The sequence below is a fragment of the Bacillus sp. BML-BC051 genome, from assembly GCF_019656175.1.
Lineage (GTDB): Bacteria > Bacillota > Bacilli > Bacillales > Bacillaceae_G > Bacillus_A > Bacillus_A mobilis.
In genome coordinates this window covers 32,779-47,593 of sequence record NZ_BPLI01000044.1, presented here as the reverse complement: position 1 = coordinate 47,593, position 14,815 = coordinate 32,779, and the positions used below count along the sequence as shown (strand labels likewise).

Here is a 14,815-nt window from a genome sequence, read left to right as displayed (position 1 = left end):
AATGACAAAACAAGAAAAGATTCAAAAAACAATTACTTTTGTAAAACATATTTTAGAAAAAGATGCGAGTGGGCATGATTGGTATCATATTGAACGCGTACATAAACTGGCGATTTCTTTATCCGAGCAAGAAGGAGGAAATCGTTTTATAATTGAAATGGCAGCATTACTTCACGATGTGGCAGATGAGAAGTTAAATGAAAGCGAAGAAGCAGGAATGAAAAAAGTTTCTGATTGGTTAGAAGAATTACATGTGGGAGAAGAGGAAAGTAAACATGTTCTTCATATCATTGCCAATATGTCTTATAAAGGTGGTTATGGCGGTAAAGTGGAGTCACTTGAAGGGAAGCTTGTTCAAGATGCGGATCGCTTAGACGCACTTGGAGCAATTGGAATAGCTCGCACATTTGCGTATGGTGGAGCGAAAGGGAGATTAATGTATGATCCAACTATTCCTCCGCGTGAAGTGATGACGAAAGATGAATATAGAAAAAATAACGATCCGTCTTTAAATCATTTTTATGAAAAACTTTTGAAACTAAAAGACTTAATGAACACGAACGCAGCAAAACAAGAGGCTGAAGTTCGTCATCGTTATATGGAACAGTTTATTGAACAATTTATGAAAGAGTGGAATGCACAAATATGAAAATGTTAACTGTGGAAAACTTATCGAAATCATACGGAGAAAAACCGTTATTTGATGGATTATCATGTAGTATTACAGAAGGACAACGTGTCGGAATTATTGGTGTAAACGGTACTGGTAAATCGACATTATTAAAAATTATTGCAGGGTTAGAAACTCCTGATACAGGTGATATGACGCATTCACGTGGGTATACAATTAGTTATTTATCACAGCAACCAGAGTTTGATGAAAAACTAACAGTATTAGAGCAAGTGTTCCATGGTGATACACCTTTAATTCGTCTTCTTCGTGATTATGAACAATCGTTATTAAATATCGAAAAAGATCCAAGTAATGAAAAAGTACAGGAACAATTATTTGCAGTGCAGCAACGTATGGATGCAATGAGTGCGTGGGAAGCAAATGCGAATGCAAAATCGTTATTAACGAAATTAGGAATTACTGATTTTACAGCAACTGTTGGAAACCTATCTGGTGGACAAAAAAAGCGTATTGCAATGGCGCAATGTTTTATTGAAACACCTGATTTATTAATTTTGGATGAGCCTACGAACCATCTTGACCATGAAACAGTGGAATGGTTAGAAGAATATTTAGCAAGATATACAGGTGCGGTATTACTTGTAACCCATGATCGTTATTTCTTAGATCGTGTGACGAATCGTATTTTCGAATTAGATAATGGAAAACTGTATAGTTATGAAGGGAATTACAGTACGTTTTTAGAAGCGAAAGCACTTCGTGAAGAACAAGAAATTGCGCAAGAATCAAAACGTCAAAACTTATATCGCCGTGAACTAGCATGGATCCGCCGCGGTGCAAAAGCTCGTTCGACAAAGCAAAAAGCACGTATTCAACGATTTGATGAGTTAAAAGGTCAAGAAGGACCAGCTGCAAAACAGTCAGTTGATATTGCGCTTAGCGGAAGTCGCCTTGGCAAAAAAGTACTTGAGTTAAAAGATGTAACGAAAAAATTCGGTGATAAAACGGTATTACACAACTTTAATCATATTGTGAAACCAGGAGATCGTATCGGAATCATTGGAGCGAATGGAAGCGGAAAATCTTCTCTATTAAATATGCTTGCAGGTAAGTTAGCTCCTGATAGTGGTGAAGTTGAAGTAGGACAAACTGTAAAAGTTGCTTACTATACGCAAGAGAATGAAGAGATGAATTTAAATCAGCGTATGATTGAATACATTAAAGAGATTGCAGAAGTTATTCATACGACAGATGGAAAAGTAATTGGTGCATCTCAAATGCTAGAACGTTTCTTATTCCCGACGCATTCACATGGTACACCGCTTGGTAAACTATCTGGTGGTGAAAGAAGACGTTTATATTTATTACGTATTTTAATGGGAGAACCAAACGTACTTTTACTTGATGAACCTACGAATGATCTAGATACACAAACATTAACAGTACTGGAAGATTATTTAGAAGATTTCCCAGGTGTCGTTTTAACTGTATCGCATGACCGTTACTTCTTAGATAAAGTAGTAGATGAATTGTTCATCTTTAGTGGCGGAGGCGAAGTGCGTGAATTCCTAGGTAGTTATACGGACTTTTTAGAAATGGAAAAGACGAAAGAACTTATTGAGAAGGCGGAAGTTCAAAAAGAGAAAAAAGTGGTAGAAGAAGCTCCGAAACAACAACGTAAACGTAAACTTTCATACAATGAGCAGCGTGAATGGGAAACAATTGAAGATACAATTGCCGAACTAGAAGAGAAAATTGAGTCAATTGGGGAAGAACTTGCGAAAGTTGGATCTGACTTCACAAAGGCACAAGAATTATCTGAAGCACAGCAGAAAACAGAAGAAGAGCTAGAAAAAACGATGGAAAGATGGAGTGAACTATCAGACATCGTTGAAGGATTAAAATAAAAACAAGCTGCATATATTGAAAAGTAAAGAGAAAAACTTTACACTATTGGTAGAACCTATTTTAGGAGGGGAAAAATGAGAACATCTAATCCAATGTTGAAAAAAGAGGCATTCCGTAAAGAGGGAGCAAGCGCTTCTGCGATGACGATTGGCGGAACAGTAGGCAAAACGTTTATTATGCTTATCTTGCTACTTGCAACGTCTGTCTATTCATACATACAGATGATGCAGGGGACGATGAAGATGCCAGTATTAATTGGTGCTTTAATCGTTGCGGCAATCATCGCATTTGCGTCTATGTTCTTCCCGCGTATTTCACCTTTTGGTGCACCAATCTATGCGGCGGTAGAAGGGGTAGTATTGGGTAGTATTTCAGCGGTTTATACAATGAAATTTGGCGATTCTATCGTTTTAAATGCTGTATTACTAACAATCTCAATTCTATTTGCAATGTTAGTGTTATATGCAACGCGCGTAGTAAAAGTAACGGATAAATTCCGTACAGGCGTGATGGCAGCGACACTTGGAATTATGGTTATGTACTTAGTCGTATTTCTACTAAACATGTTTGGTGTAACGGTTCCGTACATTCACCAAGGTGGTACAATCGGCATTATTATTAGTGCAGTTGTTATCGTAGTTGCTGCATTAAACTTATTACTAGATTTCGATTTAATCGAAAATGGTGTACGTAGTCAAGCTCCGAAATATATGGAGTGGTACACTGCAATGGGACTAATGCTTACATTAGTTTGGTTATACTTAGAAATTCTTCGTTTCGTTTCTTACTTTACGAAAAATGACTAATAAAAAATCCTGCATGAAAAATGCAGGATTTTTTTATTTTCAAAGATAGAGTGAAATTTTAATCAGTGAGGATTATACTGCCTGTTAATGCAGGTTAATTTTGGTAATGGTATAATATGGTTGTTGGTGATTCAAATTGAAGGGGGATGGAATATGATGAAAGAGAAGAAAGGAATTATGAAAAAACTATTTTCTAAAAGTTTTTTCATAGAACTAGAAAATGCTTTAACGTATCCATCATCAGAAGTTATTACTTCAGCAATAGAAGGCTATGCGGCTGAATGTAATGAAAGACTAAAATTTGAGAGTAAAGTTAAACCGATTACTTTTTATTTAGGAAGTGTATTTTACAGCGTTGAAATAAAGATGGCTCGCGGTGGATATTACATATCCTGCAGTGAAGTATAAATTTTGAAACCTTACATGTTTTAAATATGTAAGGTTTCTTTTTTGTTTATATAAGATATAAAAATAATATTTTTTACTATAAAATATATTATTTTACGCTTTTTACCCTTCAAACATTTTTCTTTACAATGAAGAAAAATATGTGAGGTGGTATAACTTATGATGAATCGAGTTGTATTAATCGGTAGATTGACAAAGGAGCCAGAATTATACTACACAAAGCAAAGTGTGGCTTATGCACGAGTATGTGTTGCGGTGAATAGAGGTTTTCGAAATAGTTTAGGTGAACAACAAGTGGACTTTATTAATTGTGTCGTTTGGAGAAAATCGGCTGAGAATGTAACTGAATATTGTACGAAAGGGTCTCTTGTTGGAATTACTGGACGTATTCATACAAGGAATTACGAGGATGATCAAGGAAAGAGAATATATATAACGGAAGTTCTGATTGAGAGCATTACATTTTTGGAGAGAAGGCGGGAGGGTGCATCATAATAAGATGGGACTTGAGGAAATTAAAGTATGATGGTGGAAAGAAATCAGCAAAATAAAGCATCCGAGTAGGAGGATAGAGTGGTAACATGTTACAATACATGTAAGAACACGCAATAAAGGAGAGTTTTTTACGTGAAGATTAAAGCAATTGAACCTACGCCAAGTCCAAATACAATGAAAGTTATTTTGAATGAAGTATTACCATCAGGAGCGCGTAATAATTATACAAATGAAAATAAAGAACAAGCACCAATGCAAGTGCAAGAAATTTTGAAAATTGAAGGCATTAAGGGTGTATATCATGTAGCCGACTTTTTAGCAGTGGAGCGAAATGCGAAGTATGACTGGAAAGTTTTATTACAACAAGTTCGTGCTGTTTTCGGCGAAGAGGTAGTAGAAGAAAGTGAAGAACAACAACTTGCTCATTTTGGAGAAGTGAAAGTGTTTGTTCAAATGTTCTTTACAATTCCAATGCAAGTAAAGTTAACAGATGGAACATCGGAAGAACGTGTTGGCTTACCAGATCGTTTTAAAGAATCAATTATGAAAGTTCAAATGTCTGCACCAAACGTTGTAAAAGAACGTAAATGGGTGGAACAAAGTACACGTTACGGTAACTTTGAAGAAATCGGAAAAGAAGTAGTAGAAGAGATTGTTGCTGCTTATTCAGAAGAACGTGTAAATGAAACAGTTAAAGAATTATTAAACCAAGCAGGTGCTGTTGAAGTAACGATTCAAAAGCGTGAGCCATATAAAGTAACAGAAGAGATGATGAAAGATGCTGACTGGAAAAACCGTTTTGCAGCATTAGAACAAATGGATCCGACGGAAGAAGATATTTCAGTGCTGAAGATGGCGTTAGACGATGAAAAAGTTTCAATCCGCCGTTTAGCAACAGCGTATTTAGGTATGGTAAAAGGTGATGGAGTATTGCCGTTATTATATAAAGCGTTATTAGATCGTTCAGTAAGTGTTCGCCGTACAGCGGGCGATTGCTTATCTGACGTAGGTGATCCAGCAGCGATGTTCGTTATGATTAAATCTCTGAAAGATCCAAGTAAATTAGTACGCTGGCGTGCAGCTATGTTCTTATTTGAACTTGGAGATGAAAGTGCAATTCCGGCATTAAAAGCAGCGCAAGATGATTCAGAGTTTGAAGTAGCGATGCAAGCGCGTCTAGCATTAGAGCGTATTGAAGGCGGAGAAGAAGCAAAAGGTTCTGTATGGAAACAAATGACGGAGTCTCGTAAAGGGGAATAATATATGATTGTTTTCTATGATAGCTGGTGTCCGATGTGTACGGCGGTTGCAGAACGTACGAAAAAATTAGATAAAAAGGGTAAGATGAAATTTGTTTCATTTCGAGATGAAGATGTAGTTGAGAAGTATGAACTTTCTCAAGAACTACAAAGTAAGATGGAACAAAGATTGTATATTTTAAAAAATAATAAGTGGTATGACGGAATTCATAGCATACATGTATTAGCAAAGGCCGTTCCATCTTACTGGTTTGCCGTTCCTTTTATAAAACTGTCTATCGTACTCGGATTTGGAAGTAAAGTATACGATTATATTGCTAACAATAGAAAACTTGTTCCAGTTGGACACTGTCGTGAAGGGGTTTGTGAAATCCCTACAAAAAAATGAAATCATCGTTATCTTTCTTTTGCACCTATTAATAGAGCGTGATATGATGAATTTGGAATGAAAGTTGAAGGAGAGATTACAAGATGTCAAATGCTTATGAAGAATACATGCGCCAAATGGTAATCCCAATGCGTCAAGAATTAGTACGTTCTGGGTTTGAAGAGTTAACTACAGAAGAAGCTGTAACTGAATTTATGGAAAACACGGCAGGTACAACTTTAGTAGTTGTAAACTCAGTTTGTGGTTGTGCAGCTGGTTTAGCACGTCCATCAGCAGGTCAAGCAGTTGTTCGTGCTGAAAAACAACCTGATCATCTTGTAACTGTATTCGCAGGCCAAGATAAAGATGCTACTGCAAAAATGCGTGAATACTTCGGAGAAATTCCTCCATCTTCACCATCTATGGCATTGTTAAAAGGAAAAGAAGTTGTTCACTTCATTCACCGTCATGAAATTGAAGGTGCAACTATGGACGAAATTATTACAAACTTAGAACAAGCTTTCGAAAAGAATTGCTAAAGAAGGGGGAGAGTAAATCTCCCTCTTTTCTTTATATAGAGGTGAAAAAATGATCGTAACAACAGCAGGAAGAACGAACAAAGAAATGACAGATTATGCAAACAAGGTAGCAGCAGAATTAAATGTTTCTTTCGTTAAACGTAATGACATACCAGTATATAAACTACATGAGCAGTATGAACAAGATGTACTTGTTGTAGGGAAAAACCGATTAGCAATTTATCCAAGAGGAACGGAAGAGTCGTTTTTCTTTCATCCAAACTCAGCGATGTTTCGTGTGAAAAGGTTAATGCGCGGAGAACACGATCCGTTTGTACAAGCCACGCAATTAGAGAGTGGAATGACAGTGCTAGATTGTACGCTCGGTATGGCATCAGATAGTATTGTAGCTAGTTATATTGTTGGTGAAAGCGGAAAAGTAACGGGACTTGAAGGCAATGAATATATGGCTTATATTATGGAAAATGGTTTAAAAACATGGTCTTCATCCGTTTCTGAAATCGATGAAGCAATGCAACGAATCGATGTGAAGCAAACGGAGCATTACGCATTTTTAAAACAATGTGAAGATAATAGTTATGATGTCGTTTACCTTGATCCAATGTTTGAAGAAACTGTTATAGAATCAGATGGAATAAAAGGATTAAAACACTTCGCTTTGTATCATGATATTACTGATGAAACAATTGCGGAAGCGAGGCGTGTGGCGAGAAAGCGTGTCGTTCTGAAAGATCATTTCCGTAGTTCTAGATTTGAAAAACATAATTTTCACGTATACAAAAGAAAAAGTGCTAAGTTTCACTTTGGTGTAATTGAGCCTTGCTAATTGTTTGAAAAGATGTATAATAAGCAATAATTAATTAAATATACTGTCTGTGATGAAGAGAGTAGTCTTTTTTGGAAGGAAAGCGAGCTAGGGATGGTGTGAGCCTAGTGCGGAAGAAAAAGACGAAGCGCACTTCGGAGATGCTTCTTGAACGAATAGTAGAGAAAGCCGAGGCACCCTGTCCTCGTTATAAACGGGAAAGTGGTTCGTAATGAACAACAAGGGTGGTACCACGGGTTTAAACTCGTCTCTTTTTTAGAGACGAGTTTTTTGTGTTTTAAAAAATAAGGAGGTTGTAGTATGGATTATAAAACGCAGTTTGCGGAAAGTTTATCTAATATTTTCACGAATGAATTAACGCAAAACCAAATTTTAGATTTAATCGAAACGCCGAAACAAGATGATTTTGGAGATGTAGCATTTCCATGTTTTTCACTTGCGAAGCAATATAAAAAATCACCAGCTATTATCGCAAAGGAAGTTGCGAAGAAGTTAAGTAATCCATTTTTTACGAAAGTAGAGGCCGTTGGTCCTTATGTAAATGTCTTTTTTAATCGTGAAATTGTAAGTGATGCAGTATTAAAAACGGTTTTAGCGGAGAAAGAAGAGTACGGTCAAAATTACTTTGGCTGTGAAAAAACGGTAGTTATCGATTATTCCTCTCCTAATATCGCGAAACCTTTTTCAATGGGGCATTTACGTTCTACAATGATTGGAAATTCACTGAAACATATTGCTGAAAAATGTGGTTATGAAGTTGTAGGAATTAATTATATTGGGGATTGGGGAACACAGTTTGGAAAGTTAATTACCGCCTATAAAAAATGGGGAAATGAAGCAGTAGTTAAAGAGGATCCAATACGTGAATTATTTAAGTTATACGTTCAATTCCATGAAGAGGTAAAAGACGACGAAGAACTAGAAGAAGAAGGGCGTGCTTGGTTTAAGAAATTAGAAGAAGGTGATGAAGAAGCTGTTGAGCTTTGGAATTGGTTCCGTCATGAATCCTTAAAAGAATTTTCTCGTATTTATGAACTTCTAGGTGTTGAATTTACTAATTTTCAAGGAGAAGCTTTTTATAATAACTTAATGGAAGATTTTATTGGTATTTTAGAAGAACATGATTTGCTTGAAGAGTCAGAAGGCGCGTTAGTCGTTAATTTAGAAGAAGAGGGAATGCCGCCTTGCTTAATTAGAAAATCCGATGGTGCAACGATTTACGCAACACGTGACTTAACGGCAGCGTTATATCGTCAAAACACATATGCATTTGATAAAGCACTTTATGTAGTTGGCCCGGAACAAAGTTTACACTTCAATCAATTTTTCACTGTATTAAAAAAGATTGGCTACAATTGGGTTGATGGCATGGAACATGTACCGTTTGGGTTCATTTTAAAAGACGGTAAGAAAATGTCGACACGTAAAGGAAGAGTTATTTTACTTGAAGAAGTACTTGAGGAAGCAATAGACCTTGCAAAACGAAATATTGAAGAGAAAAATCCAAACTTAAAACAGAAAGAAGAAGTAGCAAAGCAAGTCGGCGCTGGTGCAGTTATCTTCCACGATTTAAAAAACGAGCGTATGCATAATATCGAATTCTCATTAGAAAATATGCTGAAATTTGAAGGGGAAACAGGTCCGTACGTACAGTACACACATGCACGTGCTTGCTCTATTTTAAGAAAAGAAAGTGTAGAATTTGAAACGTGTACGTTTGCATTAAAAGATGATCATAGCTGGAGCGTCGTAAAATTACTTAATAAATTCCCACAAGTAATCGAAGCAGCCTTCAACAAAAATGAGCCATCAATCATTTCAAAATACGTATTAGATGTAGCACAATCGTTTAATAAATACTACGGTAATGTTCGTATATTAGAAGAGAGCGAAGAGAAAGACAGCAGACTGGCATTAGTGTATGCTGTGACAGTTGTATTAAAAGAGGGATTACGTTTACTTGGGGTGGATGCTCCTGAGGAGATGTAAAATAATTAGGTATACGTATCATAGTAGATAATGTATGCCTATTTATTTTTATAGAAAATGTGAAAGCAGAAGTTTAATTTTATTAAATTTAAACTTTTCTAGAATTGTTTCAAGTGTAGGAATGTCCTTATTAAATGGAGAATTGTAATGTCATATATATAAAGGGGGCATTAAACTTGGAAACGTACGATTGGAACAGTAAACTAACATACTTAAAAAATACAAGAGATTTATATTACAACGACGATTATGTAAGCTTTTTAGTAAATACAGTTTGGAGGATTACTAAGCCAGTACATATCGTTGATTATGGTTGTGGATATGGTTATTTAGGCTTAGTATTAATGCCTTTACTTCCAGAAGGATCAAAGTATACAGGCATTGACAGTGGAGAAACATTACTAGCTGAAGCGAGAGATCTGTTTTGTTTACTTCCGTTTGAGTCAGAATTTCTTGAGGGAGATGCTACAGAGATTGGATTGAACGATACATACGATATAGCAATTTGTCATGCTTTCTTATTACATATGAGTTCACCAAAAATGATGCTACAAAAAATGATGCATTCAGTTAAAAGGGGCGGAAAAATAATCTGTTTTGAACCACACTGGATATCAAATATGTCTTCATACTCTTTAAATGGAGAGAATCAATCGGAAATTATTAGACTAGGTACTTTGCAGCAGTTATTTGAAAGTGACATGCAGAGAAGCGGAAAAGATGGAAATATTGGTATGAAAATACCGATGTTTTTAAGTGAACTAGGTGTGAAAAATATTCAATGCAGAGTAAGTGATAAAGTGAATTTTTTAGATTCTAATATGCAGCATAATGATAAACAAAGTTTGTATCAATCATTAAAAGAAGAGGGGATTGCAGGGAATCCAGGTGATAGGCAGCAATTTATAGAGCGTTTAATGACTAGAGGATTAACATATAATGATGCGCTAGCTCAATATGAAGCTGAGCTCCGCTTTTTTAAAGTGTTTCAAATGCACTCTTCTTTAGTATATGCTCCGAATATGAAAATTACATTTGGTGACATAGAATGTTGAAAGATAGCGATTTATTGAGGATTGTCATTTTTGTCGGTAAGTCGATATCCACCGTATAATCGCTGATAAATTTTGAAAATCGCCGATATAATTTCATGTATGGATTCCAGCTTCCAATAGATAAGATCCTCATGTTACGTTATTCCATATAATCAAACAAAATACAGAGAAAAACAATCATTTTTACTATATTTTGTTATAAATTCGAATAATATTAAATAATACTATCCATTATAGGAGATTTTAGTTGAATACCTACAATATGATGTGTAAAATCTAAGCAAGTAGCAGTGCAAATAAATATTCGAGGTGAATACATGCTAGATTTTAAGCAGTTAGATGCTTGTTTGAAAGACAAGAGATTTATAGATGGGTTACAGGAAATAAATAATGAAATTTCATATATAAAAGAAAAGAATACTTTATCTTATTTGAAGAATTGGATTGCTAGTGTTCCTTCACATAAGGAGTTTGATACATTAATACGTCTTACTGATGAAGGACTTATGCACCAATACAGTTCATTCCTCATTCGCTACGCCTACAAAAAATTCCCAAATATGAGAACGCTCTCTTTATATTGTGATGAGTTAATTGATGAGCGGAAAATACTTGAAGTAGAACAGTTGTTAAAAGAATCATTAGAAGAAGTAAACAAAGAAGAAATAGAAGCTGATCTTTTAGCGAAAACATATTTTACGTTAGTACGATGTCTGTTGGAAATGAAACGAAATGAAGAAGCCCTAATCTATATGCGAAAGGCAGAGGAGTACAGTGCACGTGCCGTTTTTGATAAATGGGGCTACGTCTATATGCATACAGGTGAATGGGAGAAAGCAGAAGAGCAATTTATAGCTGGCATGCAGCATAAAGATTGTGAAGAGTTATCTACCTATTTATTATCACAGTTATATGCGAATCAAGGAGAACAAAAACGTGCATTACAGCTAATTGATGATGCGATTGTAAAGTTCCCGCAAGTACCATATTTTCATTTTGAAAAGGTAAAATATTTATTAGATTTAAGGAAGTATGAAGAAATGTTAGCGGTAATAGATAACTTAAATAATCAACTTCCTTATCATGCGTATAAAGCTTACTTTGTACATTTACGTGCAGAAGCGCTTTACAAAATGAATAAACTTGTAGATTTACAACAGTTATTAAAAGAAGAAAAAAGTTTAAAAGAATCTTTATATCATAATTTAGAAAAAAATCCAGATGGAAAAAAGGTGCACTTACCGATAGTTCCCATTGTCCAAAAGGATAATTATTGTGTTCCGACAAGTTTAGAAATGATGTTGCAATTATGGGGAGAAAAACGTACACAAGATGAAATAGCAGAATTTATTTTTGATATGACAGGCTCGAAGTTTTCAGATACTGTTTCTTATTTAGAAGAATTAGGTTATGAATATCGTTATTTTAAAGGGAATGAGGAAAATTATAAGAGACTACTGGATGAAGGGATTCCTGTTTTATTAAGTATAGATATTGAGCATGCTTCACATGTGCAAGTGCTATCTGGATATGATGATACGTTACAAGTTTTTTATGTTCAAGATCCGAACTTTATAGAACCAGTTATTGTGGAATATAGTAAGTTACAAGAAAAATATCGTTACACAGGTTGTTTAGCGATTACGTTTGTTCCGAAAGAAAAGAAGGAGCAACTAGCATTTTTAAATGAAGAAGAAAATCATTATTTTAAATCTGTTTTTTCTCTTACGGATCATTTAGATGAACATGATCAAGAGGGGATTCATAACTTAGTACAATTTTTAAAAGAGACGAGTGATAATCCGAATACGTGGTTATATACGGTTAAGCATTTAGATGTTGAAGTAGATAATGAGTTTATTATATCTTGTATTGAAAAGTTAATGGAGAAGTTTCCGAACTCGGATTTTGTTAAATTGCATGGTGCGCAGTGCTTTATTCGCCTTCAAGAATTAGAAAAAGCCGGGCAAATGCTGACAAGTGTTGAGAAGAAAAATAATCGTGCTTTATATCATTTAATAAACGGAAGATATGCTTTTGAACAGGAAAGTTATATAGAAGCGATTTCAAGTTTTCGTTCATCATTACAATTAGACGCAGATCAGCCGATTGCTTGGAGTTTTCTCGCTTTATCATACATGTATATCGATCAATCTGAAAAGGCGTTGCAGTTTTCTCAAGTTGCTTTAGAGCGTAGTCCAGAAAGATTCACTTTAACGAATCATGGGTTAATATTAATAGATTTAGAAAGATATGAAGAAGCGTATGAAATTTTTAATGACCTATTAAGAGAGAATAAAAGTGAGGCACATGTATGGTATGAGCGCGCGAGATGTGCGCATCATTTAGGGAAATTACATTTAGCGATAAAAGGGCTTAAAATAGCGATTCATTTGGATAGTAATGCACCTTACATCTATACAAAACTTTCGGAAATATACGAGTCTGATTTGAAGGATGAGGAAAGTACGAAAGAAATTTTATTAAAAGGTATTGAGAATTGTGACGATAAGGCACCTCTATACGTAAAACTCGGTGACTATCATTTTCAAAATGATAGTCTGGAAGAAGCAGAAACATTGTATAATCGTGCTTTAGAAGAAAATCATGATGATGTTTATTCTCACTTTGGACTTACGCAAGTTTATATGGCGAAAGAACAGTACAAGGAAGCGAAACAATATATTCTCGGTATTGAAAAACAAATTGAAAAGAGCCAAGATTTTCTTATGAATGCGGGAATGGTTCTATGGGATGCTGAGGTTGAACTTGGTGGAAATGAAGAAGGGTTTAAAGTAGCTTTGTCTAAGTTAGAGAGTGGTATAAAGCAGAGCGAATATAATGTGGCAAGTGCGTTAGATGAATATGTGAATAGAATTAAAGGAACAGTATTTGTACAAAGAGGTATAGCATTCTTAAGAACGTTACAAAAAGAAAGAAATGAAATAAGCGAATACGGTTGTTATACAGGTATTTTATATGAATCTATTGGGCAGTACGGCCAAGCGATGAAAAGGTATAATAAGTCGATAGAACAAAAGGAAACGGCATTACCTTATTACCGAATTGGTGAAACACTCATGGCATTAGGGCAATTGACGGAAGCAAAACAAGCGTATGAAACATGTTTAGAGCTTGATGAGAATTTCGTAGGTGTACATTTACAGCTTGCGGAAATATACGAGAAAGAAGAAAACCGTTCTAAAGAACAAAGTCATATGGTTCAGGCGATGAAAGAAGAGCCGTTGCATATTAACATGGAGTATTTGGCACAGCTTTCAGTAGAAATGAATCTTCAGGAAGAATTGCTGACTGAACTAGAACAATTAGCGGACGAAGTACCTGAAATATGGCGATTAGATGCGATTGCATATGTGTATGGAGCGATGGATGAAATAGATAAAGAACAGGCATGGATTGAAGAAGCGCTACAATTAGACGGTGAGCATACAGAAGTTCTATATCATTATGCAAAAGTGTTAGTGAAAAATAGAAATGAAAAAGCAATTGAGATTGCAATGAAAGTGATACAAAAAGATGCAAATAATGAACGTATATTTGATGTATATGTAAAATCGATAGAACAACATAAAAAATTGTCTAACATACGAGATTTTCTTCATACATTAAAGGTGAAAAAGGCAGAAAGAAGTATGGTATTTATGTATGCTGCATCTGCGGTGACGGAAAGATGGATTGAACGTCAACAAAATGAACAGCCGAAGAAATCCATAATTACGAGAGCTTTTTATCGTATGAAAAACCGTGCGAAAGAAATTTCAATTATTACTACAATCATTGATTTATATGAAATTTCGTTAAAGTTAAATCCGAAAAATAGTATGGCAGCGCAGCGATTTGCACTATTTTACGAGAATGTGGCGATGTATAAAGAGGCGATAGATGTATTGCAAACATCGTTAGAAAATAGATGGGATTACGATGTAGCAAAGCAACTTGTAAATCTATTCATAGAGTGTGAGGAAGAAGATATGTTACGGGATGCTTCGGAAGTAACGAAGCAAATGGTTCGAGAGTTACCAGATGATTATGATACGCTTCTTTTACAAGCACAAGTATTCTTTAAAATAGGGGAAGAAAGAAAAGCAGAAAAGATTACCTTACAATTAACGGAGCAAACACCTTTTGTAAGTAGAGCGTTTCTTGCTTTAGGAGAAATGTATCAAAGTCAAGAAAGGTTTGAAGAGGCGATTCATATATTAGAAAATGCTTCTATACATCATCCAAATGAAACAGCGATTCTTCTTTCTTTAGCATCTTCATATCATGGTGCCGGACAAACGATAAAGGCAGAAAAAATAGCAAATGAAGTATTAACAATTGATGCGAGTGATTAGTTAGCAAGATACGATCGTGCTTGTTATTTAGCGCAGTTAAACAGAATTGAAGAGGCGAAGGAAGAGCTTGAAATTGTTCTTCGTGAGGATGAATCCGGATTCTTTGCTGAACTTATCGAGGATGATGAAAATTTAGCAGCATTGCGAGAATTTGAAAAGTAATTGTATAAG

11 protein-coding genes, 1 pseudogene and 1 other annotated feature are annotated in these 14,815 nt (G+C 35.2%); all 12 genes and pseudogenes read left to right on the top strand.

The annotated features are described in order from the left end of the window. The first annotated feature begins 1 nt into the window (after position 1). The 12 genes and pseudogenes from K5S59_RS18095 (at position 2) to K5S59_RS18040 (ending at position 14,806) form a co-directional block, all read left to right on the top strand. Entirely contained in the window at positions 2-649 is a 648-nt protein-coding gene (locus tag K5S59_RS18095) for an HD domain-containing protein (protein ID WP_000165960.1), read from the top strand. Continuing rightward, the gene (locus tag K5S59_RS18090) at positions 646-2,541 is read left to right on the top strand and encodes an ABC-F family ATP-binding cassette domain-containing protein (protein ID WP_000783185.1); all 1,896 of its coding nucleotides are present in this window, start codon (positions 646-648) and stop codon (positions 2,539-2,541) included. Before K5S59_RS18095 ends, K5S59_RS18090 begins: the two co-directional genes overlap by 4 nt. 75 nt (positions 2,542-2,616) lie before the next feature. Then, complete coding sequence (locus tag K5S59_RS18085; RefSeq protein WP_001260655.1) at positions 2,617-3,348, top strand: Bax inhibitor-1/YccA family protein; 732 nt, start codon at positions 2,617-2,619, stop codon at positions 3,346-3,348. A 153-nt stretch (positions 3,349-3,501) separates the two neighbouring features. Beyond that, entirely contained in the window at positions 3,502-3,756 is a 255-nt protein-coding gene (locus tag K5S59_RS18080) for a DUF4318 domain-containing protein (RefSeq protein ID WP_000975144.1), read from the top strand. 159 nt (positions 3,757-3,915) lie between these two features. Further along, positions 3,916-4,251, top strand: a complete 336-nt coding sequence (locus K5S59_RS18075) for a single-stranded DNA-binding protein (protein ID WP_000982034.1) — start codon at positions 3,916-3,918, stop codon at positions 4,249-4,251. A gap of 132 nt (positions 4,252-4,383) precedes the next feature. After that, the gene (locus K5S59_RS18070) at positions 4,384-5,511 is read left to right on the top strand and encodes a conserved virulence factor C family protein (RefSeq protein WP_000692567.1); all 1,128 of its coding nucleotides are present in this window, start codon (positions 4,384-4,386) and stop codon (positions 5,509-5,511) included. A 3-nt stretch (positions 5,512-5,514) separates the two neighbouring features. Next, positions 5,515-5,898 (top strand): thiol-disulfide oxidoreductase DCC family protein, encoded by a 384-nt coding sequence (locus K5S59_RS18065; protein ID WP_000634876.1) that lies wholly within the window; start codon positions 5,515-5,517, stop codon positions 5,896-5,898. 83 nt (positions 5,899-5,981) lie between these two features. Continuing rightward, complete coding sequence (locus tag K5S59_RS18060) at positions 5,982-6,416, top strand: BrxA/BrxB family bacilliredoxin (RefSeq protein ID WP_000063705.1); 435 nt, start codon at positions 5,982-5,984, stop codon at positions 6,414-6,416. A 49-nt stretch (positions 6,417-6,465) separates the two neighbouring features. Continuing rightward, positions 6,466-7,242: a class I SAM-dependent methyltransferase gene (locus K5S59_RS18055; RefSeq protein ID WP_120449928.1), complete on the top strand. Its 777-nt coding sequence runs from the start codon at positions 6,466-6,468 to the stop codon at positions 7,240-7,242. A 40-nt stretch (positions 7,243-7,282) separates the two neighbouring features. After that, positions 7,283-7,497 (top strand) — a binding site (T-box leader). A gap of 45 nt (positions 7,498-7,542) precedes the next feature. Further along, positions 7,543-9,231 carry an arginine--tRNA ligase gene (gene argS, locus K5S59_RS18050; protein WP_000385005.1) on the top strand — a complete coding sequence of 563 codons (1,689 nt, stop codon included), beginning with the start codon at positions 7,543-7,545 and terminating at the stop codon, positions 9,229-9,231. A 134-nt stretch (positions 9,232-9,365) separates the two neighbouring features. Continuing rightward, the gene (locus tag K5S59_RS18045; protein WP_120449930.1) at positions 9,366-10,286 is read left to right on the top strand and encodes a class I SAM-dependent methyltransferase; all 921 of its coding nucleotides are present in this window, start codon (positions 9,366-9,368) and stop codon (positions 10,284-10,286) included. 317 nt (positions 10,287-10,603) lie between these two features. Beyond that, positions 10,604-14,806 (top strand): annotated as a pseudogene (locus K5S59_RS18040) (tetratricopeptide repeat protein). The last annotated feature ends 9 nt before the right edge of the window (positions 14,807-14,815 follow it).